We start from the raw sequence: 25,073 nt of genomic DNA on the forward strand, positions 1-25,073 counted from the left end.
GAAGTGTCAGAAGAAACAGTGATTGAAAAGACAGTGACAGCAAACGCCGCAACAGCCTCCACCCCCGCCGTGCTCGTCCTCGAGGACGGCCGGATCTTCCGCGGGACCAGCTACGGCGCCACCGGCACCGCGCTGGGCGAAGCGGTTTTCGCGACCGGCATGACCGGCTACCAGGAGACCATCACCGACCCCTCCTACGCCCGCCAGCTTGTGGTGCAGACCGCCCCGCACATCGGCAACACCGGCGTGAACCGGGACGACGCCGAATCCCGCCGCATCTGGGTAGCCGGCTACGTCGTCCGCGACGCCGCCCGACGGCCGTCCAACTGGCGCTCCGAACGCAGCCTCGACGAGGAACTCGTGGACCAGGGCATTGTGGGTATCCAGGGTGTCGACACCCGGGCCATCACCCGTCACCTGCGTGAGCACAAGACCATGCGCGCCGGAATCTTCTCCGGCGAGGCCGCCGGCGCCACGGACAAGGAACTCGTGGCGAGAGTGCTGGCCAGCGCGCCGATGGAAGGCTCCCGGCTCGCCGAGGAAGTCAGCGTCGATGAGGCGTACACGGTTGAGCCCGGCGACTGGGGCTGGGACGGCGAACCGCGGTTCAGCATCGCCGCGATCGATCTTGGCATCAAGCGGATGACCCCGATCCGTTTCGCCGAACGCGGCGTCCGGGTCCACGTGCTGCCGGCCACCGCCACCCTCGAGGATGTCAAGGCTGTCAACCCGGACGGCGTGTTCATGTCCAACGGGCCCGGCGACCCCGCCACCGCCGACAGCCAGGTCAACCTGCTGCGCTCGGTGCTGGATGCCAAGCTGCCCTACTTCGGCATCTGCTTCGGCAACCAGATCCTGGGCCGGGCCCTGGGTTTCGGGACGTACAAGCTCCGTTACGGCCACCGCGGGATCAACCAGCCGGTGATGGACCGCCGCACCGGCAAGGTCGAAATCACCTCGCAAAACCACGGCTTCGCCGTCGACGCCCCGCTTGAGGGCGCCACGCAGGCGCCGGAGGGGCGCTTCGGCCGCGTCGAGGTCAGCCACGTCAGCCTCAACGACGACGTCGTCGAGGGCCTGTACTGCCTGGACATCCCCGCTTTCTCGGTGCAGTACCACCCGGAAGCCGCCGCCGGCCCGCACGACGCCGCGTACCTCTTCGACCGCTTCATCGAGTTGATGGCGGACGCTTCTTCAAAGACTGCCACCGAGACCAAGACTGAGGACAAGAAGTAATGCCCAAGAGAACTGACCTTAAGAGCGTCCTGGTCATCGGTTCCGGCCCGATCGTGATCGGCCAGGCGGCCGAATTCGACTACTCCGGCACCCAGGCACTGCGTGTCCTCAAGGACGAAGGCCTGCGCGTGATCCTCGTCAACTCCAACCCGGCCACCATCATGACCGACCCCGAGTTCGCCGACGCCACCTACATCGAACCGATCACCCCCGAGGTGGTCGAGAAGATCATCGCCAAGGAACGCCCCGACGCGCTCCTGCCCACCCTGGGCGGCCAGACCGCGCTCAACACCGCGATCGCGCTGGACAAGAACGGCGTACTGGAGAAGTACAACGTGGAGCTCATCGGGGCCAACATCGCCGCGATCGAACTCGGCGAGGACCGGGAGAAGTTCAAGGGCGTGGTGGAACGCTGCGGCGCCGAATCCGCCCGCAGCCACATCATCCACACCATCGACGAGGCCCTCACCGCAGCCGTTGACCTCGGCTACCCGATGGTGGTCCGGCCCTCCTTCACCATGGGCGGCCTCGGCTCCGGTCTCGCCTACGACGAGAACGACCTCCGCCGGATCGTCGGCCAGGGCCTGCAGTACAGCCCCACCACCGAGGTGCTGCTCGAAGAGAGCATCCTCGGCTGGAAGGAATACGAGCTCGAGATGATGCGGGACAAAAACGATAACGTGGTTGTCGTTTGTTCGATCGAGAACTTCGACCCGGTCGGCGTGCACACCGGCGACTCGATCACGGTCGCCCCGGCTCTGACCCTGACGGACCGTGAATACCAGCGGCTGCGTGACATCTCGATCGCCGTCATCCGCGAAGTAGGCGTCGACACCGGCGGCTGCAACATCCAGTTCGCCGTCGAACCCGACACCGGCCGCGTCGTCGTGATCGAGATGAACCCCCGCGTCTCCCGCTCCTCGGCGCTGGCCTCCAAGGCCACCGGCTTCGCGATCGCCAAGATCGCGACCAAGCTCTCGCTCGGCTACACCCTGGACGAGATCCCGAACGACATCACGCAGAAGACGCCGGCCTCCTTCGAACCGACCCTCGACTACGTAGTGGTCAAGGTTCCGCGCTTCGCCTTCGAGAAGTTCCCGGCCGCGGACCCCACCCTGACCACCACCATGAAGTCGGTGGGCGAGGCCATGGCGATCGGCCGCAACTTTACCGAGGCCCTGCAGAAGGCGCTGCGCTCCCTTGAGCAGAAGGGCTCCCAGCTGGACTTCGGCCCGGTCCCCGAATGGGAAGTCCCGGAGCTGATCGAAAAGGCCAAGCGGCCCACCACCGAACGACTGCACCAGGTCCAGCGTGCCCTGCTCGGGGGCGCCACCGTGGAGCAGCTGTTTGAGGCCACCAAGATCGACCCGTGGTACCTGGACCAGCTGCAGCTGCTGAACGAGATCTCCCAGGAGATCCGCCGTTCCAGTGCCCTGAGCACGGAGATGCTGCAGCGCGCCAAGCGGCACGGTTTCTCCGACGAGCAGATCGGCGCCCTTACCCACCACTCGGAGGACGTCGTCCGCGGCGTCCGGCAGGCCCTCGGCATCCGCCCGGTCTACAAGACCGTGGATACCTGCGCCGCAGAATTCGCGGCCTACACGCCGTACCACTACTCCTCCTACGACCAGGAGGACGAGGTGGCGCTGCACGCCAAGCCGTCCATCATCATCCTCGGCTCCGGTCCGAACCGGATCGGCCAGGGGATCGAATTCGACTACTCCTGCGTGCACGCCTCGATGGCGCTGCGCAAGGCCGGCTACGAGACCGTCATGGTCAACTGCAACCCGGAAACCGTCTCCACCGACTATGACGTCTCCACCAGACTGTACTTCGAACCGCTCACCCTCGAGGACGTGCTCGAGGTCATCGCGGCCGAGGAGCGCACCGGCGGCGTGATGGGCGTGTTCGTCCAGCTCGGCGGCCAGACCCCGCTCAAGCTTGCGCAGCAGCTCGCCGACGCCGGCGTGCCGATCCTCGGCACCTCACCGGAGGCGATCGACCTGGCCGAGCACCGCGGCGCCTTTTCCCGGGTGCTGGACAAGGCCGGCCTGGTCGCCCCGAAGAACGGCACCGCCGTCTCCTTCGAGGACGCCAAGAAGATCGCCGACGAGATCGGCTACCCGGTCCTGGTCCGCCCCTCGTACGTCCTGGGGGGCCGCGGCATGGAGATCGTCTACGACGAGCCGAACCTCTCGCGCTACATTGCCAACGCCACGGAGATCACCCCGGACCACCCGGTATTGATCGACCGCTTCCTCGAGGACGCCGTGGAGATCGACGTCGACGCCCTCTACGACGGCAAGGACCTGTACCTTGGCGGCATCATGGAACATATCGAGGAAGCCGGGATCCACTCCGGCGACTCCGCCTGCGTGCTGCCGCCGATCACCCTGGGCAACAACGTGATCGACCGGGTCCGGACCGCCACGCGGGCCATCGCCGACGGCGTCGGGGTCCGCGGCCTGATCAACATCCAGTTCGCCCTCGCCTCCGATGTGCTCTACGTGCTCGAAGCCAACCCGCGCGCCTCCCGCACGGTGCCGTTCGTGTCCAAGGCCACCGGCGTGCAGATGGCCAAGGCGGCGGCCCTGATTGGCACCGGCGTCACCATCCACCAGTTGCGCAGCGCCTACAAGATGCTGCCGGAGTCCGGCGACGGCTCCACGCTGCCGATGGATGCCCCGGTGGCAGTCAAGGAAGCGGTCCTGCCGTTCAGCCGCTTCCGCACGCCTGAAGGCAAGGTGGTGGACTCCCTGCTGGGCCCGGAAATGCGCTCAACCGGCGAAGTCATGGGCATCGACAAGCACTTCGACACCGCGTTCGCGAAGAGCCAGGCGGCGGCCAACAACCCGCTGCCCACCGAGGGCAAGGTCTTCGTGTCCGTTGCCAACCGGGACAAGCGCGCCTTCCTGATGGCCGTCAAGCGCCTCTCCGACCTCGGCTTTGAGATCGTCTCCACCGGTGGCACCGCCGACGTGCTGCGCCGCAACGGACTGCAGGCCACGACGGTCCGCAAGGTCGCCGAAGGCTCCAGCGCCGAGGGCGAAGGCACCATCGCGGACCTGATCATCGCCGGCGAGATCGATATGGTCTTCAACACCCCCTCCGGCGGCGAAGCCCGCGGTGACGGGTACGAAATCCGCGCCGCCGCGACGTCGATCGGGATCCCGTGCATCACGACGGTGGCCGAGTTCAACGCCGCCGTCCAGGCCATCGAGGCGATGCGGACCTACGAGTGGTCCGTCACAAGCCTGCAGGAGCACGCAGCGGCCCTCGCCGCCTCCCAGGCGGCAGCCAGGACCGCCGCCGCGGACGCAGTGCCCCAGCATGCCTGAGGCGGGCAGTGCCGGACCGGCCGGCCGGGAGTCCTTTGGCTCCCGGCTGGGCCGTGCCATGGCGGAGCGCGGTCCGCTCTGCGTCGGGATTGACCCGCACCCGGCGCTGCTGCAGCACTGGGGCCTGAACGACGACGCCGCCGCGCTGGAGCGCTTCTCGCTCACCGTACTCGACGCCGTCGCTTCGCTCGCTGCCGCGGTGAAGCCCCAGGTGGCACTGTACGAACGCCACGGCTCGGCCGGCATGGCCGTGTTGGAACGCGTCCTGGCCGCGTCAGCCGACGCCGGGGTGCTCAGCATCGCCGACGCCAAACGCGGGGACATCGGCTCCACCATGGCCGCCTACGCCGACGCGTGGCTGCGCGACGGGTCGGCTCTGGCCGCGGACTCGGTGACGCTGAGCCCGTACCTCGGCTTCGAATCGCTCCGGCCGGCCCTGGACCTCGCGGCGCAGACCGGCCGCGGCGTCTTCGTCCTGGCCCTGACCTCCAACCCCGAGGGCGCCTCCGTGCAGCACGCCGGCGGGGCGGACTCGGTGGCCCGGCGCATTACCCGGGCCGCGGCCGCCGAGAACCTCAGGTACGCCGGTGAGCTGGGATCCGTGGGCCTGGTCGTCGGCGCGACCGTCGGCTCAGCGCTGACGGACCTGAACCTGGACCTCGCGGCGGTCCGCGGGCCGATCCTCGCGCCGGGGCTCGGCGCGCAGGGCGCCACGGCGGCCGACCTGCGGCGCACCTTCGGCAGCGCCTACGGCCAGGTCCTTGGCACCTCCAGCCGGGACATCCTCGGCGCCGGCCCGCAGACCGCGGACCTGCGGGCCGCGGCGCAGCGCACGCTCGATGAACTTCGCGGGGCCTAGGCCGCTCCGCCCGCGGCGGGTTGACGGCGGCGTCGTTCCATTGATTTTCTGCGCCTCCAGAGGGTAGGTTCGGGACAGCTACGCAGGGAGGACCTCAGTGAGCTTGCGACCCCTCACGCCGCAGGAGCGTGCCGATGCCCTGCACAAGGCCGCCGCGGCGCGCTCGGCCCGGGCGGCGGCCAAGGATCGGCTGAAGTCCGGGGAACTGTCGGTCGCGGAGCTGCTCAGTGCGGGGGAGACGGATGAGGCGATCGCCCGGATGCGGGTGGTAGAGCTGCTGGAGGCGTTGCCGGGGATAGGCCAGGTGCGTGCAGCGGCCATCATGGACCGTCTCGGCATCGCCGCCTCACGCCGAGTGCGGGGCCTGGGAATCCACCAGCGCCGGGCGCTGGTAGATTTTATAGACGAGAAATAGCTTGGTCCGCCGAGCTTCCCCCACCGCCCAAAGGAATACGTGAGCAAGAAACCGGGACTGACAGTCCTCGCCGGTCCGACGGCTGTTGGCAAAGGCACCGTGTCCACCTATATCCGGGACAACTATCCCGAAGTCTGGCTTTCAGTATCGGCAACGACCCGCCCGCCGCGGCCCGGTGAGATCGATGGGGTGCATTACTACTTCAAGTCCAAGGATGAGTTTGAGGCCCTCGTGGCGGCCGGGGAATTGTTGGAATGGGCCGTGGTGCACGGGCAGAACACGTACGGGACCCTCAAAAGCACCGTGGACGCGGCGATTGCCGACGGCCGCTCGGTGCTGCTGGAGATCGACCTGCAGGGCGCCCGCCAAGTAAAGCAAGCCGTTCCCGATGCCCAGTTCGTCTTTCTGGCCCCGCCCAGCTGGGAGGAATTGGTGCGCCGCCTGGTGGGCCGCGGCACGGAATCGGCCGAGGAACAGCAGCGACGACTGGAAACCGGTAAAGTAGAACTAGCCGCTGAACCGGAGTTCGATCACACCGTCATCAATGATGACGTTCGTCGGGCAGCGGACGAGCTTGTTTCACTCATGGGGCTGACCCCGCACCCGCACTAACCGCAGGGGCGGATCGGCCCGCTAGAATTTGGAGAATTCGTGTCCACGAACCTTGAAGGCATCATCAACCCGCCGATCGACGAGCTGCTGAAGGCTGCCGATTCGAAGTACGGCCTGGTGATTTTCGGTGCCAAGCGCGCCCGTCAGATCAACGCCTACTACGCCCAGCTGCACGAGGGCCTGTTCGAGTACGTCGGCCCGCTGGTCGACACCAAGCTGAACGAAAAGTCGCTTTCGATCGCGCTGCGCGAAATCAACGAAGGCAAGCTCGTTTCCACTCCGATCGAAGCCGCAGCAGAGTAACAACTCGGCTGCCTGACGGAGGTCACGTGCGCATAGTCCTCGGAGTCGGGGGAGGGATTGCCGCCTACAAGGTGGCGTCGCTCCTCCGGCTTTTTACTGAAGCCGGCCATGACGTCACCGTCATCCCCACCGACGCCGCCACCCGGTTCGTCGGCGTGGCCACCTGGGAGGCCCTGTCCGGGCATCCGGTCAGCAACAGCGTCTTCGACGAGGTGCACACCGTCAACCATGTCCGGCTCGGCCACGAGGCGGAACTGATTGTCGTTGCGCCGGCCACGGCAGACCTGCTGGCGCGCGCCGCCTCCGGACAGGCCAACGACCTGCTGACCAACACGCTGCTGATGGCGGGCGGCCCGGTGCTGATGGCCCCGGCCATGCACACCGAAATGTGGCGCCACCCGGCAACTCAGGCCAACGTCGAGACCCTCCGCAGCAGGGGGATCACCGTGCTGGAGCCCGCCACCGGCCGGCTCACCGGGGCAGATTCCGGGCCTGGCCGGCTGCCCGAGCCGGCGGCGATTTTCGACGCTGCGCTGGCCCTGGCCGGTGCGGCCGAAGTCCCCAACGCGCCGGACCTGCCGGCGTCGGCGTCCGGTTCACCGGCAGCCGCCGGGACCGGGCCGCTGGCGGGGCTCACCGTGACGGTCAGCGCCGGCGGCACCCGCGAACCTCTGGACCCGGTCCGGTTCCTGGGCAACCGGTCCTCCGGCAAGCAGGGTGTGGCGCTGGCTGTTGCCGCCCGGGCGGCAGGCGCCCGGGTCCGGCTGCTGGCAGCCCACATGGAGGTCCCGGCGCCTGAGGGCGTCGAACTGGTGCAGGTCGAGACCGCGCTGGAACTGCGCAAGGCCGCCCTGCACGCCGCCGCGGATTCCGACGTCGTCATCATGGCCGCCGCCGTGGCGGACTTCCGCCCGGCAGACGTCTCCGGCACCAAGATCAAGAAACGCGACGACGCCGCCGACCCCGTGATTTCGCTGGTCCGCAACCCGGACATCCTGCGTGAACTCGTCGAGGTCCGGGACGCGGCCTCCCGGAACCAGTTGATCGTCGGGTTCGCGGCCGAGACCGGCGACGCCGACGGGGACGTCCTCGAATACGCCGCGGCCAAGCTGCGCCGCAAGGCCTGCGACCTGCTGGTGGTCAACCAGGTGGGGAAGGACCGGGTCTTCGGCCAGGACAGCAACGACGTAGTCATCCTTGCGCGCTCCGGCTCCGAACCCCAACAGGCGTCGGGTTCCAAGTCCGACGTCGCCGCCGCCGTGATTGACCGGATCAGCGCCGAGTTGAGCAGGCTTGTCCCGCCCGCCTGAGCGTTGCCGTAATCAAAGTCTCCTTCGCAGGGGGACACACGCCGCCGGACGTCCGTTTTCCAACCAGTAAGGTAGTTGAGTGACTTTACCGCTGCACATTCCAGACTTTCACGGGTCCACGCCCGCCGCGCTCCGGCTCTTCACGTCCGAGTCGGTGACGGAAGGACACCCCGACAAGATCTGCGACCAGATCAGCGACTCGATCCTCGACGCCCTGTTGGCCAAGGACCCGGAGTCCCGCGTTGCCGTGGAAACCCTTGCCACCACCGGCTTGGTGCACGTGGCCGGCGAGGTCACCACTGACGCCTACGTCGAGATCCCGCAAATTGTCCGCGAGACCATCCTGGGAATCGGCTACGACTCCTCGGCGAACGGCTTCGACGGCGCCCGCTGCGGCGTCTCCGTCTCCATCGGCCAGCAGTCCAACGACATTGCCGGCGGCGTCTTCAATTCCCTCGAAGCCCGCGAAGGCCGCCAGGAAGACGACTACGACCTCCAGGGTGCGGGCGACCAGGGCCTGATGTTCGGCTACGCCAGCGATGAAACCCCGTCCTACATGCCGGTCCCGATCTGGCTCGCACACCGCCTGTCCGAGCGTCTGACCGAGGTCCGCAAATCCGGGCTGCTGGACTACCTCCGGCCCGACGGCAAGACGCAGGTCACCGTGGGTTACGACGGCGACCGGCCGGTCTCGGTCGAGACCATCGTGATCTCCAGCCAGCATGCCGAAGGCGCCAGCCTCGACCAGCTCCGGGCGGACCTCGCCGAGCACGTGGTCGACCCGGTCATGGCGCTGTCCAACCTGGACACCTCCCGGTCCCGGAACATCCTCAACCCGGCCGGCGCCTTCGTCATCGGCGGCCCGGTGGGCGACGCCGGACTGACCGGCCGCAAGATCATAGTCGACACCTACGGCGGCATGGCCCGGCACGGCGGCGGTGCCTTCTCCGGCAAGGACCCGTCGAAGGTGGACCGCTCGGCCGCGTACGCGATGCGCTGGGTTGCCAAGAACGTGGTGGCCGCCGGCCTCGCGAAGCGCGCCGAAATCCAGATTGCGTACGCGATCGGCCAGGCCCGCCCGGTGGGCACCTACGTGGAGACCTTCGGCACCGAAACCGTCGACCCCGCCAGGATCAGCGCCGCGATCGCCGAGATCTTCGACCTGCGCCCCCGCGCCATCATCGACGCGCTGGACCTCAAACGTCCGATCTACGCCAAGACGGCCGCCCACGGCCACTTCGGCCGCGAGGATCCGGACTTCACCTGGGAGCGTCTTGACCGGGTCGACGAGCTGAAGGCGTTCTTCAACGCATAGGCCTCGGCAGCGACGTTTAGTGTGCAGGATCTGAACGAGCACCGCTCTGAACGACCACAGCTCTTAAATGTCCCAGCCCTGTGATGTGCTGTAGCCAGGCCGCCAACCGGCGGCCTGGCTACAGTCTTAACTTGCCCGTTGAGTCGATCGCCAACGTTTCCGTGACCAGCCGCTGAAGGGAGGCAGACGCCATGAATCCACCACATGGCCGCCCGGCAGCGCCCGAGGAACCACTCCAGCTCTCGCTGCTGCACGGCTTCCCGGCCTCCGCGGCTGCCGCTGGGCCGGCGCTGGCCGCGGAACTTCCGGTCGCCCGGGTGTTGCTGGAATCGTCCCTCCCGCACCTGGACCGGCCGTTCGACTACAGCGTGCCGGCGGAGCTCGATTCGGCCGCCCGGCCCGGCGTCCGGGTCAAGGTAAAATTCAGCGGCCAGGAACTCGGCGGCTACCTGCTCGAACGCACGGCGGACTCCGACGCGGGCCACCCCCTGGTGCCGCTGTACAAGGTTGTGTCCCCGGTCGCGGTGCTCACCCCCGCGGTGGCCGAACTGGCCGGAAGGGTTGCCGCCCGCTACGCCGGGACCGTCAGCGACGTGCTGCGCGTCGCGGTCCCGCCGCGGATGGCCAGGCTGGAAAAGGACTTCGCGCCCGGCGGCCTCTTGGACCCCGCGCTCTTCGACGCCGCCAACGAGGACCCGGACACCCAGCCCGCGGCTCCGCCGTCCTGCTGGGTGGACTACCACAACGGCCCCGCGTTCCTGCAGCACCTGGCGGCGGGGGAGTCGCCGCGCGCAGTACTGAGCGCCCTGCAGGGGTTCGGTGACCGTGGCTGGCCCCGGCTGGTTGCCGAGGCGGTCGCCGCCGTGCGCCGCTCCGGGCGCGGCGCCGTCGTCGTGGTGCCTGACTACCGCGACCTGGACCGGGCCGAAGCGGCCCTCCTGGAGCTCCTTCCCGCCGGGGATGTCGCCCGGCTCACCGCCGACGACGGCCCGACCCCGCGGTACCGCAGCTTCCTGCGGGTGCTCAGCGGGGCGGCCGGCGTCGCAGTGGGCACCCGCTCCGCCGCTTACGCCCCGGTGCACAACCTGGGCCTCGTGGTCTGCTGGGACGACGGCGACGACCTGCACATCGAGCAACGGTCCCCGTATGCCCACGCACGCGAAGTGCTGCTGCTCCGGGCCGCGCACGAAGGGGCCGCCTGCCTGTTCGCCGGACACGCGCGCAGTACCGAGGTGCAGCGGCTGGTGGAGTCCGGCTGGGCCAGCCCGGTCGAAGCGGGGCGCGCCGTGCTCCGCCGGACCGTGCCGCGCGTGCTCAACACCGCCGACAGTTTCGAGCAGGAACGCGACCCGCTGGCCCGGGTCGCCCGGCTGCCCGGCGCCGCGTGGCGGGCCGCAAAAGAGGGCCTGGAACGCGGTCCCGTCCTCGTCCAGGTGGCGCGTGCAGGCTACGCGCCATCGCTGGCCTGCGAACGCTGCCGGGAACCTGCCCGCTGCACCACCTGCAACGGGCCGCTGGCCATCGCCGGACCGGCCGGGAGTTCCGCGGTGCCGCTCTGCCGCTGGTGCTCGGTGGCGGCCCCCGGGTGGCGTTGCGTGCACTGCAACGGAGACCGGCTCCGCCGCGGGGCCACGGGGGCACTGCGGACGGCCGAGGAACTGGGCCGGGCATTTCCGGGCAAGCCTGTGATTACGTCGTCGGGTGACCGGGTCCTGGCCACAGTTCCGGACGCGAAGGCACTGGTTGTTGCCACAGTCGGCGCCGAGCCGGTCGCGGCGGGCGGCTATGCCGCAGCGCTGCTGCTAGACGGTGACTCGCTGCTGCGCCGGGAAAACCTGCGCGCGGGGGAGGACGCGGTGCGGCGCTGGTTCAACGCCGCCGCACTGGTCCGGCCTGTGGCCGACGGCGGCCTCGTGGTGATCACCGCCGAGGACACGGCCGGGGTCGGTGCCCTGCTGCGCTGGGACCCGGCCGGCTATGCCGGGCGCGAACTCGCCCTGCGGCAGGAACTGTCACTGCCGCCGGCAGTTCGGATTGCGTCCGTGACCGGCGGCCGGACCGCCGTCGCACATTTCGGCCAGGCCGTGGCAGCGGCGCTGGCCAAACAGGCCATTGTGCTGCGGTCGGCCGGGCCCGCTCTGCTGCCGCGCGCCGGCGGGGCCGGCTCCGGGTCGCCGAGGGACGGCGGATCCAGCGCCGCGTCGCCGGGCGCGAGCGATCGGCGCGGCGGCGAAGACGTCCGGACCCTGCTGTTCATCCCTTACGCCCAGGCCACCGAGGCCACCAAAGCCATGCGGGCGGTGAAGGCGGCCGCCGCAGCGAGGCGCACGGACGACCCCGTGCAGCTGCGGCTCGACGGCGTCGACGTGCTGTAGCGGGGCCATTTCGACGGTTCCCTGCGCATTAGACGTCCGCGCGCGTCGAATTGGCACGGAACCGGCGAAACGGCGGGGTTTAGCGGCGTTTGCGACCGCGCAAAGCCACAGCCTCCTCGGCTGCGTCCAGCAGCCTTAGGGCGGACTGATCCCAACTGAACTCGGCCGCGCGCTGCACGGCCCGGCTGGAACGCTGCTTCCACAGTGCCGCGTCCTCCAGTGCGTGCACCGCCGCGGCAAACGCCGACGGTGAGTCCGGGTCGACGTAGCTGACCGCGTCGCCGCCCACCTCGCGGAAGATCGGAATGTCGCTGGCGATCACCGGAGTGCCGTGCGACATCGCCTCCACGAGCGGCAGGCCGTAGCCCTCCGCCTTCGAGAGGCTCACCAGCGCGGTGGTGCGGGCCAGCAGCTCTTCGTATTCGGCATCCGTCACTCCGTTGTGGAACACGATGTTAGCCCCGGCCGGGGCCAGCGCCGCGAGCTCCGCCCGGCGCTCGGGCGTGATCCGGCTCAACAGGTGCAAGGTCATCTCCGGCAGTTCCGCCATGCCCCGGACCATGGTCTCCACGTTCTTGTACGGCATGAAGGAGCCCATGTAGAGCAACGTCTTGTCCGCGCCGGCACCGGGATCCCGCGGCGTTAGCCCCGGCTGCGGGGCGTTGCCGACGATCCGCACCGGACGCTTCGTGAGCCGGTACTTCGCAATCAACGCCTCGGTGGTGGAGCTGATGGTGGCGACGACGTCGGCGCGGTTCAGCAACACCCGCTGCGGCCAGAACGCCTTGTGATACAGCCGCCACAGCACCCGCACCGGGGCCGGCAAGAAACCGGGAGGGGCCGGGTGCTCGTAGTAAATCAGGTCGTGCAGGGTCAGGACCAAGGCGTATTTGCGTCCCCAACTGCCCATCGTCTGCATCGGGCACACCACGACGTCGGCGCCGAGACGGTTGACTTTGGCCGCCACAAACAGCTCCGCCGGGGAAAGCGGGCTGTTGATCAGCGTGTAGGGGACGTCGGGCAGCAGCGCCAGCTGGCGGACATCGCTGATCAGCATCGAAACATCCGCGATTTTGGCGGCGGCGGCGATGAGGCTGGAACCGTAGCGGCTGATCCCGTCGTGATGGTCGAGCCTGGTGAAGCGGGCGTCAATCAGGATTTTCACGCGGCGTGGCCCTTCAGGAAGCGTCGGATGAAGCCCGCGGCGGGTTCCGGGGTTTCATAGTGGATCAGATGCCCGACGCCGGGAATGACTTCGAGGGTTCCGTCCGGCAGCAGTGGAAGCAGTTTGTGCTGGTCCGGCAGGGTGGCGATCTCGTCCTTCTCGCCGGCCACGAGCAGGACGGGCAGCGCGAGCATCGGCGCCACCTCGGCGACGTTGCTGCTGACCGAGGCCTTGAACGCTTCGAGAAGGCTGTCGCGGTCGGCGAAGGCGGAGAAGTACGCGCTGTGCTGGGCGTGGACGAACTGCCGCAGCGCCTTGTCCTTGGTTTTGGCCATGGTCTCGCTCATGACCCGGACAATCAGCTGGTTCCGCAGCAGGGCATTGCCGATGCTGCGGGGAAGCCGAGCCGCCGCCTCGTAGTAGAGCACCGCAGCCTTGGTCATGAGTCCCTTGGGCCCCTCGAGCGCGGGCGCGGCAATGGGATTGATCAGGATCAGTTCGCTGACTGCACCCGGATGCTCCGCCACGAAGTGGCTGGCGATGATCGAACCGAAGGAGTGGCCCAGCAGCACGGTGTCCGGCCCCAGCCCGAGGGCGGCCATGAAATCACCGACGAACCGGCCGTAGCCGCTGACGCTGTGGCCGCCTGGCGGGAAGGCGCCGGAGATGCCGAATCCGGGCAGGTCCGGCATGATCAGGCGCATTTCCGGCAACTGGTCGACGACCCGCAGCAGCCCGTGGTGGTCGCCGCGGAAGCCGTGGATCACCAGTATGGTTCGGGTCGCCGCGGTCTCCTGGACCGGCGCGTAGGTCCAGTAAGCGACGGGAGTACCGTCCAGTTCCACCGTGGCGGAGCTGCTGCGGGTTTCCAGTTCCGTGCTGAGCAGGGGAGGCAAGGGGGATGACTCGGTGGCCACGTGTTCCATTCGGTCGGATCCTAGTTGACGTTGTCGGGGTTCGAGCCGGTGCGGAATCCCCGCTCCAGGCCGGCCAGGGCATCCAGATCCGCGGTGCTGAGGCTGAAACCGAAGATGTCGTGGTTCTCGCGGATCCGGCTGGAGGAGCTGGCCTTGGGGATGACCACGTTGCCCAGTTCCAGGTGCCAGCGCAGGATGATCTGCGCCGCGCTCCGGCGGTGCGCCGCGGCGAGCTCCATTACGACAGGGTCTTCCAGCACCTGGCCGCGGCCCAGCGGGCTCCAGGCCTCCGTGGTGATGCCCAGAGAGGCGTGCAGGGCACGCAGCTCGGCCTGCTGCAGCCAGGGGTGCAGCTCGATCTGGTTGACCGCCGGCACGACTTCGGCGCTTTGGAGCAGACGCTCGAGGTGTGCCGGCTGGAAGTTGGACACGCCGATGCCGCGGACCCTGCCCTCGCGGTACAACGTTTCGAGGGCGCGGTAGCTTTCGGTGAACAAGCCGCGCTTCGCGCACGGCCAGTGGATCAGATACAGGTCCACATATTCGAGGCCAAGCCTGGCGATGGAGTCGTCGAAGGCTCGCAGCGTCGCGTCGTAGCCCTGGTCGTCGTTCCAGAGTTTGGTGGTTACGAACAGGTCCTCCCGGGCGAGCGCAGGGTGCAGTTCGCCGGAGCCGCCCGCGGAGCCGTCAAAGGCGGACAAGGCCCCGATCGCTTTCCCCACACCCGTCTCGTTCCCGTACATGGCCGCCGTATCGAAGTGGCGGTAGCCGGCTTCCAGCGCCGTGGTGACGAGCCCGGCGGCGTCGGCCGGGGGCACCTTGTAGAGCCCGAACCCGAGACGGTCCATCAGCACACCGTTGTTCAAGGTCAGCCGGGGGGAGATTCTCATAGCAACGACTCTACCCAGTCCGAGCAGCCCGGCCGTCAGGACAAGCCGTCAGTGCTGACCAGGCGCCGGGCACTGGCTTCATCGAGGATCAAGTCGGTGGCCAGGCCAGCGGCCAGCGCGCCACGCAGTCCGTTGATCTTGGACGCGCCGGACACCACGCAGATCCGGCGTCGGACCTGCCGGAGCTGGGCGAGGTCCGGCCCGGTGGAGCGCTCATTGAGGGTGATCCCGTCGGATGAGCCGTCGGCGCGGAAGAAGACCGTGGCGACGTCGCCCACGACCTCGGAACCCGCCAGCACGCCGAGGTCATCCTCGTCCAGGTAGCCGCCGGCGTAGACGTGGCTGGGATAGTCGGCGTCGACCGATCCGACGCCGAAGATGGCGATGCTCATCCGCGACTGCAGCCGCAGGATGCGTTGAACGCTACGTTCATTCCACATCGCCTTCTTGGTCGCCGCGTGGTCAAAGAACGCAGGCACCGGGAACTGTTCCACCCGTGCGCCGTAGGCGCTGCCGAAGCGCCGCATGATGTCCGAGGCGTAGGTGATGCCCGTGGTTTGCATATTTCCGGCGCCGTTGAGCTGGACGATGATGCTGTCGTGCGTGAGCTTCCGGGTCAGGTGCCTGCTCACCGCACTCAACGTGGAACCCCACGCCACCCCAATGATCGCGTTCGAATCGACGAGCGGGCCGATCGTCCGGGCTGCCTGCATCGCCACGCGGTCCAGCGTCTCGGCCTCATTGAGCGTGTCCACGACCGGGACGACGTGTACATCGACCTTGTACTGGGCACGGATCATGCTGGCGAGTTCCGGTCCGGTGTCAAGGGGGCTGCGGATCTGGATCTGAACCAGGCCGGTTTCCCGGGCCGCGGAGAGCAACCGGGAGACGGTCGAACGGGAGGTCCGAAGCTCCCTTGCGATGGCGTCCATGGTCAGGTCCTGAAGGTAATACAGCTGGGCGGCGCGGAGGGTATCTGATGGGCGGGTCGGCGACATTCCATTTCCGATCTGCACGTTTGTGCATAGTCCTTGACTCCATTTTCCATTAGTCCAAACAATAGTCTTGAACGGCGACGTGCCCGGTGGCGCGCCGCGCAGTACCAAGCCCCAAGGAGCAGTTTTGGGAAACAAGGATTCATCCGGCCAACCGGCATCGAGCACACCGCGCACATCCGTGCATCGGTTGCGGAGCCGGCCGCACGCCCAGGTGCTCATCATCGGCGGTGGCATCAACGGAGTCGGAACCTTCCGCGACCTGGCCCTGCAGGGCGTGGACGTCGCACTCGTTGAACGGGGCGACTTCTGCCAAGGCGCCAGCGGCGCATCCTCGCACATGATCCACGGCGGCATCAGGTACCTCGAAAACGGCGAATTCCGCCTCGTACGGGAATCCGTGGTTGAACGCAACCGGCTCCTTCGTATCGCCCCGCACTACGTGAAGCCGTTGCAGACCACCATTCCGATCTTCAGCACGTTCTCCGGCATCCTCTCGGCACCGCTGCGGTTCCTCACCCACAAGCAGGGCGCCCCCACCGAACGCGGCGCCTTCCTCATCAAGCTGGGCCTGAGCATGTATGACTTCTTCTCCCGCGACGGCGGCACCGTGCCGCGCCACCAGTTCCGTGGGCGCAAGCGGGCCCTGGCAGAACTGCCGCGGCTGCATCCAGGGATCAAGTACGCCGCGACCTACTTCGACGCCTCCGTCCACAACCCGGAACGGCTCACCCTGGACGTGCTCCAGGACGGCGAGAAGGCCGGCGAAGCAGGCGGCAACGGTGCCCGCGCCAGCAACTACCTCTCGCTCGTCTCGATGGGCGGCGGCCCGGCAGCTGACGGCGCGAAGGCCGGCACCGTCCGGCTCCGCGACGAACTGACCGGCGAGGTCTTCGATTTCAGCGCCGACGTCGTGGTCAACACCACCGGCGCCTGGGTGGACCTTACCAACGAGGCGATGGGCGCCGCCTCGGCCTTCATGGGCGGCACCAAGGGCTCGCACATCGTGCTCGACCACCCGGAACTGCTTGAGGCCTGCCAGGGACGGGAGATCTTCTTCGAGCACACGGACGGCCGGATTGTGCTGATCTACCCGATGGGGGACCGCGTGCTGGTCGGGACCACAGACGTCGACGCCGATATGGCCGAGGACGCCGTCTGCACCGACGCCGAAATCGACTACTTCTTCGACCTCATCGGGCACGTCTTCCCGGACGTGGCGGTGCACCGGGACCAGATCGTCTACACCTTCTCCGGTGTCCGTCCGCTGCCCCGGCACGACGCCACGCAGCCCGGATTCGTCAGCCGCGACTACCGGATCGAGCGCCGCGGCCCCGCCAAGGGCGAAGCCGGCCCCGCCGCCGGCGCGGGACAGCGCGCAGTCGCGGGCGGCGTCGTACTCAGTCTCGTGGGCGGCAAGTGGACCACCTTCCGGGCCCTGGCCGAGCACCTCAGCAACAACGTCCTTGCCGAACTCGGCCTGCAGCGGAAGGTCTCGACGGCGAAACTCGCCATCGGCGGCGGCGCCGGCTTCCCGGACACCGAGGACGGCGTCCAGCGCTGGATCAAGGAGCACATGGCCCCCGGCCGCGATGCGGCCCGGACCGCCGGCCTGCTCACCCGCTACGGAACGCGGGCCGTGGACGTCATGTCCCACCTCGACGCCGGGCCCGACCGGCTGCTGCACTCCACCCGCGAACTAAGCGTGCGGGAACTCGAATTCATGGCACAAAACGAGCAGCTCGGACACCTGATCGACGTGCTGGTCCGCCGCACCTCGCTCGCGTTCCGCGGGCTCGTGACCGGGGAGTTGCTAAACGAAGTCGCCGATATCCTGTCCGGTCCGCTGGGCTGGGACACGGTGGCTCGGACCGCCGAGATCGACCATGCCCAGGAGGTGCTGGAACGTTTCCACGACGTCCAAGTCCACAGCCTGGTCGCCTGACAGTTTGCGTGCCCGGGCGGGTTTGCCCGGGCACGAAGACCGCAGGGCCCTTCCGGGGACCGGCGGTGGCTGGACCGGCAGCGTGAAACCGCTGCCGGTCCAACGGCCCTTCAAACTCGCGAAGGGCTGACAACAGAAAATAGAGGAGTCAAAGATGTCTCTTGGAATTGTTTTCCTGTCCGAAGTATTCGGCACCGGCATGCTGACCCTGCTGGGTTGCGGCGTGGTGGCCAACGTTGCGCTTAAAGGCACCAAGGGCAACAACGGCGGGTTCCTGATGGTCACCTGGGGATGGGGCATCGCCGTCTTCTGTGGCGTCTACGTTGCCGCCAAATCGGGCGCTCACCTGAACCCGGCCGYCACCCTCGGCCTGCTGCTCAACGGCAAGAAGGAGTACGCCCCCGGTGTCGCGGTGGACTTCGGCTCCACCCTGACCTACTTTGGCGGCGAACTGCTCGGTGCTTTCCTGGGCGCGGTCGTGATGTGGCTGGCGCACCGGCAGCACTTCGACGTCGAGCCTGAGCCCGCCAGCAAGCTGGGCGTTTTCTCCACCGGCCCGGCCATCCGCTCCACCCCGTGGAACCTGATCACGGAAATCATCGGCACCTTTGTCCTCGTGTTCGTCATCCTGACCTTCGGCGGGACGCCTTCCGGACTGGGCCCGCTGTCGGTGGCCCTACTGGTTGTCGGCATCGGCGTTTCACTCGGTGGCCCCACCGGATACGCCATCAACCCGGCCCGTGACCTTGGCCCGCGCATCGCCCACGCGCTGCTGCCGATCAAGGGGAAGGGTTCCTCCGACTGGAGCTACTCGTGGATCCCGGTCGTCGGACCGCTGGTCGGCGGCGCCCTCGCCGGCATCGTCGCAGCAGTGGTTCCGATCATCGCCACGGCCGCCGCCTCGTAACGCCGCCCGATTCGCATCAATTCAACCCAGGCCATCTAACCAAGCCCATCAGACAAGGACGTCAGCATGAACCAGTATGTAATCGCCATTGACCAGGGAACGACGAGCACCCGCGCCATCGTGTTCGACCATGACGGCAACATCGTTTCCAGCGGGCAGAAGGAGCACGAGCAGATCTTCCCCAAGGCCGGATGGGTGGAGCACGACCCGGCGGAGATCTGGGACAACACCCGCGAGGTGATCGGATCCGCCCTGTCCAAGGCGAACCTCACGCGGCACGACATTGCCGCCGTCGGCATCACCAACCAGCGTGAGACAGCCGTCGTCTGGGACAAGACCACCGGCAAGGCCGTCTACAACGCCATCGTCTGGCAGGACACCCGCACCCAGCCCATCGTCGACGAACTTGCGGCGGACGGCGGCGTGGAGCGGTTCAAACAGAAGGTCGGCCTGCCACTGGCGACCTACTTCTCCGGCACCAAGATCAAGTGGATCCTGGACAACGTGGACGGCGCCCGCGCCAAGGCGGAGGCCGGGGACCTGCTGTTCGGCAACACGGACAGCTGGGTCACCTGGAACCTGACCGGCGGGACCGACGGGGGCGTGCACATCACCGACGTGACCAACGCCTCCCGGACCATGTTCATGGACCTCGAAACGCTCAGCTGGGATGAGGAGATCCTGGCCGCGTTCGGTGTGCCGAAGTCCATGCTGCCCGCGATCAAGTCCTCTTCCGAGGTCTACGGAACGGTGCACACCTCGCAGCTGCTGCGCGAAGTTCCCGTCTCCGGAATCCTGGGCGACCAGCAGGCGGCGACCTTCGGCCAGGCCGCGTTCGCGAAGGGCGGGGCCAAGAACACTTACGGCACCGGCAACTTCATGATCGTCAACACCGGCGAGGAGATCGTGCACTCCAAGAACGGTCTGCTCACGACCGTCTGCTACAAGATCGGCGACGCGAAGCCGGTCTACGCCCTGGAAGGTTCCATCGCCGTCACCGGTTCCCTGATCCAGTGGCTCCGGGACAACCTCGGTATGATCTCGTCCGCACCGGAGGTGGAAACGCTGGCGAAGACGGTTGAGGACAACGGCGGCGTGTACATCGTTCCGGCCTTCTCTGGCCTGTTCGCCCCCTACTGGCAGAGCGATGCCCGCGGAGTCATCGTGGGACTGACGCGCTTCGTCAACAAGGGGCACATTGCCCGGGCCGCCCTGGAAGCGACGGCATTCCAGACCCGCGAGGTCCTCGACGCCGCCAACGCCGATTCCGGCGTGGACATGGAGGACCTGAGGGTCGACGGCGGAATGGTCGCCAACGACGCGCTGATGCAGTTCCAGGCCGACATCCTGGGCATCCCCGTCATCCGTCCGAAGATCGTTGAGACCACCGCGCTGGGTGCTGCCTACGCGGCGGGCCTGGCCGTGGGTTTCTGGAAGGACACCGAGGAAGTCGGCAAGTACTGGGCGGAGGACAAGCGCTGGGAACCCAAGATGGAAGCCGGTGAGCGCGACCGTCAGCTGCGCCTCTGGAAGAAGGCCGTCACGAAGTCCATGGGCTGGGTCGACGAGGACGTGAAGTAGGCCTTTCGAGCCCCGAAAAGGGGCCGGTGACTCCCGCCCGCCCGCTTCGCGGTGCCCACCACACCATGGCGGGGAGTCACCGGCCCCTTTTCGTCCGATGGGGAGTTTGTCTGTGCGCTAAAGTGGTCCTATGCGTGCGATCACCCTGCTTAGCTAGCCGCCCGGCATCCCGACGAAAACCGGATTGCCGAGCGGCAGCCCCTCCATGTCGAGGGGCTTTTGTGTGTCCGGGAGATTTGCCGGCCCGCAGCAGGGGACCAAGAGATCAGGCAGGACAGTCCTGATCAACAAGATCGAAAGAAAAGAAGAGGCCAGCAGTGAGCGTTCAGCCGGAGACAGAGACCGGATCAGCAGCAGCCGTCGCGAACGATGGCCCCGAAGAGGGTGCCTACAGCTTCGCGGCCATGGAGGCCAAATGGCCCCAGGTCTGGGAGGACCTCAAGGTCTTCACGCCCCTGGATGACGGCTCGAAGGAACGCCGCTACGTGCTGGACATGTTCCCCTACCCCTCCGGGGACCTCCACATGGGCCACGCCGAAGCCTTCGCAATGGGCGACGTCGTCGCTCGTTACCTGCGCCAGCAAGGTTACGACGTGCTGCACCCGATCGGCTGGGACTCCTTCGGCCTGCCCGCGGAGAACGCCGCCATCAAGCGCAACGCACACCCTAGCGAGTGGACCTACGCCAACATCGACACCCAGGCGGCGTCGTTCAAGCGCTACGCCATCTCCGTGGACTGGTCCCGCCGGCTGCACACCTCGGACCCCGAGTACTACCGTTGGACCCAGTGGCTGTTCAAGCGCTTCTACGAGCGCGGCCTGGCCTACCGCAAGAATTCCCCGGTCAACTGGTGCCCCAAGGACCAGACCGTGCTGGCCAACGAACAGGTGGTCAACGGCGCCTGTGAGCGGTGCGGCACCGCCGTGACGAAGAAGTCCTTGAACCAGTGGTACTTCAAGATCACCGACTACGCCGACCGGCTGCTGGACGACATGGACGAGCTGCGCGGCCACTGGCCCGAGCGGGTCCTGGCCATGCAGAAGAACTGGATCGGCCGCTCCGAGGGCGCACACGTCAACTTCGCGATCGAGGCCGACGGCGGGAAGCCCGCCCAGGACGTCACTGTGTTCACCACCCGCCCGGACACCCTCTACGGTGCAACCTTCTTCGTGGTCGCCGCGGACGCGCCGCTCGCCGTCGAACTGGTCACCGACGAACACGCCACGGCCCTTGAGGCCTACCGCGAGCAGGTCAAGGCGCTCTCGGAAATCGAGCGTCAGGCCACCGAACGCGAAAAGACCGGCGTCTTCACCGGCCGCTACGCGATCAACCCGCTCAACGGCGAAAAGCTGCCGGTCTGGGCGGCCGACTACGTGCTGGCCGATTACGGCACCGGCGCCATCATGGCCGTCCCGGCCCATGACCAGCGCGACCTGGACTTCGCCAAAACCTTCGGCCTGCCCGTGCGGGCAGTCCTCGACACGGGTGAGGAAGACCCGGCCGTCACCGGCACTGCGACCGCCGGCGAGGGAACGCTGATCAATTCCGGCGCTCTGGACGGACTGCCCAAGGCCGAGGCCATCCCGGCGGCCATCGAGATCCTGGAGCGGCAGGGCACCGGCGAGAAGTTCGTCAACTTCCGCCTGCGTGACTGGCTGCTGAGCCGCCAGCGCTTCTGGGGCACACCCATCCCGATCATCCACTGCCCGGACTGCGGCGAGGTCCCGGTCCCGGACGACCAGTTGCCCGTCACCTTGCCGGAGAACCTGCGCGGCGAGGACCTGTCCCCGAAGGGCACCTCCCCGCTGGCGGCTGCCGAAGCCTGGGTCAACGTCGAATGCCCCGCCTGCCACGGCCCGGCCAAGCGCGACACCGACACCATGGACACCTTCGTGGACTCGTCCTGGTACTTCCTGCGGTTCGTCTCGCCGGAGTACACCGACGGGCCGTTCGACCCGGCCAAGATCAACGACTGGATGCCCGTAGGCCAGTACGTCGGCGGGGTGGAGCACGCCATCCTGCACCTGCTGTACGCCCGCTTCTTCACCAAGGTCATCCATGACCTGGGCCTGATCGAAGCGGACGAACCGTTCCGCGCGCTGCTGAACCAGGGACAGGTGCTCAACGGCGGCAAGGCCATGAGCAAGTCCCTCGGCAACGGCGTGGACCTGGGCCAGCAGCTGGACAGGTTCGGCGTCGACGCCGTGCGCCTCACCATGATCTTCGCCTCTCCGCCGGAGGACGACGTCGACTGGGCGGACGTGTCGCCGTCGGGCTCCGCGAAATTCCTGGCCCGGGCCTGGCGGCTCGGCCAGGACGTCACCAGTGAACCGGGCGTCGACTTCGCCGGCGGTGACCGTGCGTTGCGCACGGTCACCCACCGCACCATCGCCGACGCCGAGGCGCTGCTGGACCACAACAAGTTCAACGTGGTGGTGGCAAAACTGATGGAACTGGTCAACGCGACCCGCAAAACTATTGACAGAAATACAGGCGCGGACAACGGTGCCGGCGGCGCGGACCCGGCCGTCCGCGAGGCGGTGGAGGCCGTCGCAGTCATCCTGAGCCTGTTCGCCCCCTACACCGCGGAGGACCTGTGGAACGTGCTGGGGCACCCGGCGTCGGTGGCCAACGCGGGCTGGCCCACGCACGATGAGTCCCTGCTGGTGCAGGACACAGTCACCGCCGTCGTGCAGGTACAGGGCAAGGTGCGCGACCGGCTCGAGGTCTCCCCGGGCATTTCCGAGGACGAGCTGCGCGAACTGGCCCTGGCTTCCGACAACGTCCAGCGCGCGCTGGATGGGCGCGGAATCCGCACCGTGATTGTGCGGGCGCCTAAACTGGTCAACGTCGTGCCGGCCTAGCCGGACAGGCCATTCGTCACCGGCCGCCGGCGTCAGCCGGCGGCCGGAACTCTTTCCAGGAGGTGCTTCGTGCCCGACCGTGAGCCCCCCGGCTGGCTGTGGCTGCGCGAGCGCCTCGCCAGGCTGCGCCAGGCCACCAGGCCAGGCGCGGCCCCCGAAGTGTTGCCCGCAGTGGCGCCGCGGACGGCCGTGGTCACCGACTCCGCGGCAGCGCTGCCGGCGGAGTGGGTGCGCGACTTCGCCGCGGACGGCCGCTTGACGGTGGTCCCGATGCCCGTCATGGTGGGCTCCGAGATCTACGGCGAGGGCGAGGACGACATCGCCGAGACTATCGCCGTGGCGCTGGCCAGCGGCGTGCCGGTCCGGACCTCCCGGCCCTCACCCGGCCAGTTCGAACAGGCGTACCTGGCCGCGGCGGCACGCGGCTTCGAGGCAGTGGTCTCGATCCATATCTCCGGCGACCTCTCCGGCACCCCCGAGTCCGCGCGGCTCGCCGCCGCCAGGGTGGGGATTCCGGTGGAGATCCTGGATTCCCGCACCGTTGGGATGGCGCAGGGGATGGGCGTGCAGAGCGCCGTCGTTGCGGCCGCCGACGGCCGGAGCGCGCAGGAAGTCAGTGCGTTCGCCCGGGAGCGGCTGGACCGCACCAGAGTGTACTTCTACGTGCCGAGCCTGGAACAGCTCCGCCGCGGCGGACGGATCGGTCCGGCCGCCTCGCTCTGGGGCACCATGTTCTCGATCAAACCGATCCTGGCGGTCGACGGCGGCAAGGTCGTGCCGCTGGAAAAGGTCCGGTCGGCGGCCCGCGCCATCGCCAGGCTTGAGGAGGTCGCCGCCGCCGATGCGCTGTCCCGACCTAAGGGGGAGGCGAGGATCGCTGTGCACCACTTCGGCAACCCGGCCGAGGCGGAGCAGCTGGCGGAGCGGCTGGGAGCCTTGCTGCCGGAATGTCCTCCGGCGCAGATCAGTTCTCTGCCCGCCGTGCTGGCCGCCCACGCCGGACTCGGGGTGCTGGCCGTGATCGTGGGGGAGAGCAGCACCCCGCTGCCCGTTACCGGCGGCGGCGCCTCGGCTTCCGCGGGCCCTGCGCCACTGTCCACATAGCCGTTCCGGCTCCTGTCGTCGGACGCGCGGGGGTCCCTAGGCTGGGACGCATGCCGCGCCACTGTCCGGGAGCCGAAGCCCGCAGCGGATCGGGGCTGGCCCGGCACCGCTGGGCCGCCAGCCTCGGTCCGGTGCGGGACGCTGACTTGCTCGGCGATGTCCTGCGCGATGAGGTGCTGCGCGATGAGGTGCTGCGCGACGTCGTCCCGGCCGCGGAAGCTGTGCCCCCGAACGCTGCGGCAGCCGACGCCACGGCGCCGGCGGCGTTCCGTTGGCGGACGGGACGGCGTGCCGCGGCGCTGCTGGGGCTGATCTGCGTGCTGCTGGGCGGCTGGTTCTGGTGGCAGGCGGCCGACGGCGCGCCCCGGGTCCACCCCCTCGGGGAGCCTACCGCCGGGCCCGCCGGTACTTCAGGACCGACTGATCCGGCCACTCAAGATCCCGTTGCAGCGGCGGGCGGCAGGATCGTCGTGCACGTCGCAGGCGCAGTGGCCAGCCCCGGCGTGCTGGAGCTGCCGGGCGGGAGCCGGCTCCACGAAGCCATCAGGGCCGCCGGCGGGAGTACGGCCGCCGCGGACCTGGACCGGCTCAACCTTGCCGCCGTCCTTGAGGACGGCCAAAAGATCCACGTCCCGGAGCGCGGCGGCCCGGAAGGTGCTGGCGCCGCCGACGGGGCCGCACCCTCCGTCGGAACTGGTGGAACAGGCACCGAAGGGACAGGAAGCGGCGGCGGCAACGGACCGCCCGCGGCGAAAATCAACCTGAACACCGCCGGGGTCGAAGAGCTGGCCACGCTGCCGCGCGTCGGCCCGGTTTTGGCCCAGCGCATCGTGGACTGGCGTAAACAGCACGGCCGGTTCCGCAGCGTCGAGGAACTGGACGCTGTCGAGGGGGTCGGCCCGAAGCTGCTCGCGGCCCTCCTGCCACTCGTGCGGATCTGAC

General features: G+C 68.2%; 19 protein-coding genes. 15 read left to right on the forward strand and 4 right to left on the reverse strand.

Annotation, left to right across the window (positions count from 1 at the left end; all coding sequences use genetic code 11):
* Positions 1–3 precede the first annotated feature (3 nt).
* The 9 genes from carA (at position 4) to AC1DGI_RS13140 (ending at position 11,763) form a co-directional block, all read left to right on the forward strand.
* Complete coding sequence (gene carA / locus AC1DGI_RS13100) at positions 4–1,236, forward strand: glutamine-hydrolyzing carbamoyl-phosphate synthase small subunit (protein WP_476899156.1); 1,233 nt, start codon at positions 4–6, stop codon at positions 1,234–1,236.
* Positions 1,236–4,574 (forward strand): carbamoyl-phosphate synthase large subunit, encoded by a 3,339-nt coding sequence (gene carB, locus AC1DGI_RS13105; protein ID WP_441401262.1) that lies wholly within the window; start codon positions 1,236–1,238, stop codon positions 4,572–4,574. Before carA ends, carB begins: the two co-directional genes overlap by 1 nt.
* Entirely contained in the window at positions 4,567–5,433 is an 867-nt protein-coding gene (gene pyrF, locus AC1DGI_RS13110) for an orotidine-5'-phosphate decarboxylase (RefSeq protein WP_441401264.1), read from the forward strand. Before carB ends, pyrF begins: the two co-directional genes overlap by 8 nt.
* Before the next feature lie 97 nt (positions 5,434–5,530).
* The gene (gene mihF / locus AC1DGI_RS13115) at positions 5,531–5,848 is read left to right on the forward strand and encodes an integration host factor, actinobacterial type (protein ID WP_441401266.1); all 318 of its coding nucleotides are present in this window, start codon (positions 5,531–5,533) and stop codon (positions 5,846–5,848) included.
* A gap of 39 nt (positions 5,849–5,887) precedes the next feature.
* A complete protein-coding gene (gmk, locus tag AC1DGI_RS13120; RefSeq protein WP_476899157.1) occupies positions 5,888–6,460 on the forward strand; it encodes a guanylate kinase in 573 nt (190 codons plus the stop codon).
* Between the two features lie 39 nt (positions 6,461–6,499).
* Positions 6,500–6,763 (forward strand): DNA-directed RNA polymerase subunit omega, encoded by a 264-nt coding sequence (gene rpoZ / locus AC1DGI_RS13125; RefSeq protein ID WP_138769242.1) that lies wholly within the window; start codon positions 6,500–6,502, stop codon positions 6,761–6,763.
* 26 nt (positions 6,764–6,789) lie between these two features.
* A complete protein-coding gene (locus tag AC1DGI_RS13130; RefSeq protein WP_476899158.1) occupies positions 6,790–8,073 on the forward strand; it encodes a bifunctional phosphopantothenoylcysteine decarboxylase/phosphopantothenate synthase in 1,284 nt (427 codons plus the stop codon).
* Positions 8,074–8,152: 79 nt separating this feature from the next.
* The gene (metK, locus tag AC1DGI_RS13135; protein ID WP_441402798.1) at positions 8,153–9,388 is read left to right on the forward strand and encodes a methionine adenosyltransferase; all 1,236 of its coding nucleotides are present in this window, start codon (positions 8,153–8,155) and stop codon (positions 9,386–9,388) included.
* A gap of 191 nt (positions 9,389–9,579) precedes the next feature.
* Positions 9,580–11,763, forward strand: coding sequence for a primosomal protein N' (locus AC1DGI_RS13140; RefSeq protein ID WP_476899159.1), 2,184 nt, complete (start codon positions 9,580–9,582; stop codon positions 11,761–11,763).
* Between the two features lie 79 nt (positions 11,764–11,842).
* On the opposite strand, the gene AC1DGI_RS13145 is transcribed toward AC1DGI_RS13140, so the two are convergent.
* From AC1DGI_RS13145 to AC1DGI_RS13160, 4 genes are read right to left on the reverse strand one after another with little or no spacing between them, the layout of a single operon-like run.
* Positions 11,843–12,928, reverse strand: a complete 1,086-nt coding sequence (locus AC1DGI_RS13145) for a glycosyltransferase family 4 protein (RefSeq protein ID WP_476899160.1) — start codon at positions 12,926–12,928, stop codon at positions 11,843–11,845.
* Positions 12,925–13,854, reverse strand: a complete 930-nt coding sequence (locus tag AC1DGI_RS13150) for an alpha/beta fold hydrolase (RefSeq protein ID WP_476899161.1) — start codon at positions 13,852–13,854, stop codon at positions 12,925–12,927. Before AC1DGI_RS13150 ends, AC1DGI_RS13145 begins: the two co-directional genes overlap by 4 nt.
* An 11-nt stretch (positions 13,855–13,865) precedes the next feature.
* Positions 13,866–14,735 (reverse strand): aldo/keto reductase, encoded by an 870-nt coding sequence (locus AC1DGI_RS13155; RefSeq protein ID WP_476899162.1) that lies wholly within the window; start codon positions 14,733–14,735, stop codon positions 13,866–13,868.
* A gap of 35 nt (positions 14,736–14,770) precedes the next feature.
* Complete coding sequence (locus AC1DGI_RS13160; RefSeq protein WP_476899222.1) at positions 14,771–15,733, reverse strand: sugar-binding transcriptional regulator; 963 nt, start codon at positions 15,731–15,733, stop codon at positions 14,771–14,773.
* Positions 15,734–15,857: 124 nt separating this feature from the next.
* On the opposite strand from AC1DGI_RS13160, the gene AC1DGI_RS13165 reads away from it, so the two are divergent.
* From AC1DGI_RS13165 to AC1DGI_RS13190, 6 genes are all read left to right on the forward strand, one after another.
* Positions 15,858–17,675, forward strand: a complete 1,818-nt coding sequence (locus AC1DGI_RS13165; RefSeq protein ID WP_476899163.1) for a glycerol-3-phosphate dehydrogenase/oxidase — start codon at positions 15,858–15,860, stop codon at positions 17,673–17,675.
* A gap of 154 nt (positions 17,676–17,829) precedes the next feature.
* Positions 17,830–18,582, forward strand: coding sequence for an MIP/aquaporin family protein (locus tag AC1DGI_RS13170; RefSeq protein WP_476899164.1), 753 nt, complete (start codon positions 17,830–17,832; stop codon positions 18,580–18,582).
* Between the two features lie 66 nt (positions 18,583–18,648).
* Positions 18,649–20,163 (forward strand): glycerol kinase GlpK, encoded by a 1,515-nt coding sequence (glpK, locus tag AC1DGI_RS13175; RefSeq protein WP_476899165.1) that lies wholly within the window; start codon positions 18,649–18,651, stop codon positions 20,161–20,163.
* Between the two features lie 317 nt (positions 20,164–20,480).
* Positions 20,481–23,027 (forward strand): leucine--tRNA ligase, encoded by a 2,547-nt coding sequence (gene leuS / locus AC1DGI_RS13180; RefSeq protein ID WP_476899166.1) that lies wholly within the window; start codon positions 20,481–20,483, stop codon positions 23,025–23,027.
* A 69-nt stretch (positions 23,028–23,096) separates the two neighbouring features.
* Positions 23,097–24,131: a DegV family protein gene (locus AC1DGI_RS13185; protein WP_476899167.1), complete on the forward strand. Its 1,035-nt coding sequence runs from the start codon at positions 23,097–23,099 to the stop codon at positions 24,129–24,131.
* 50 nt (positions 24,132–24,181) lie between these two features.
* A complete protein-coding gene (locus AC1DGI_RS13190) occupies positions 24,182–25,072 on the forward strand; it encodes a ComEA family DNA-binding protein (RefSeq protein WP_476899168.1) in 891 nt (296 codons plus the stop codon).
* The last annotated feature ends 1 nt before the right edge of the window (position 25,073 follow it).

This window comes from Arthrobacter sp. 05N428_2 (assembly GCF_056397065.1).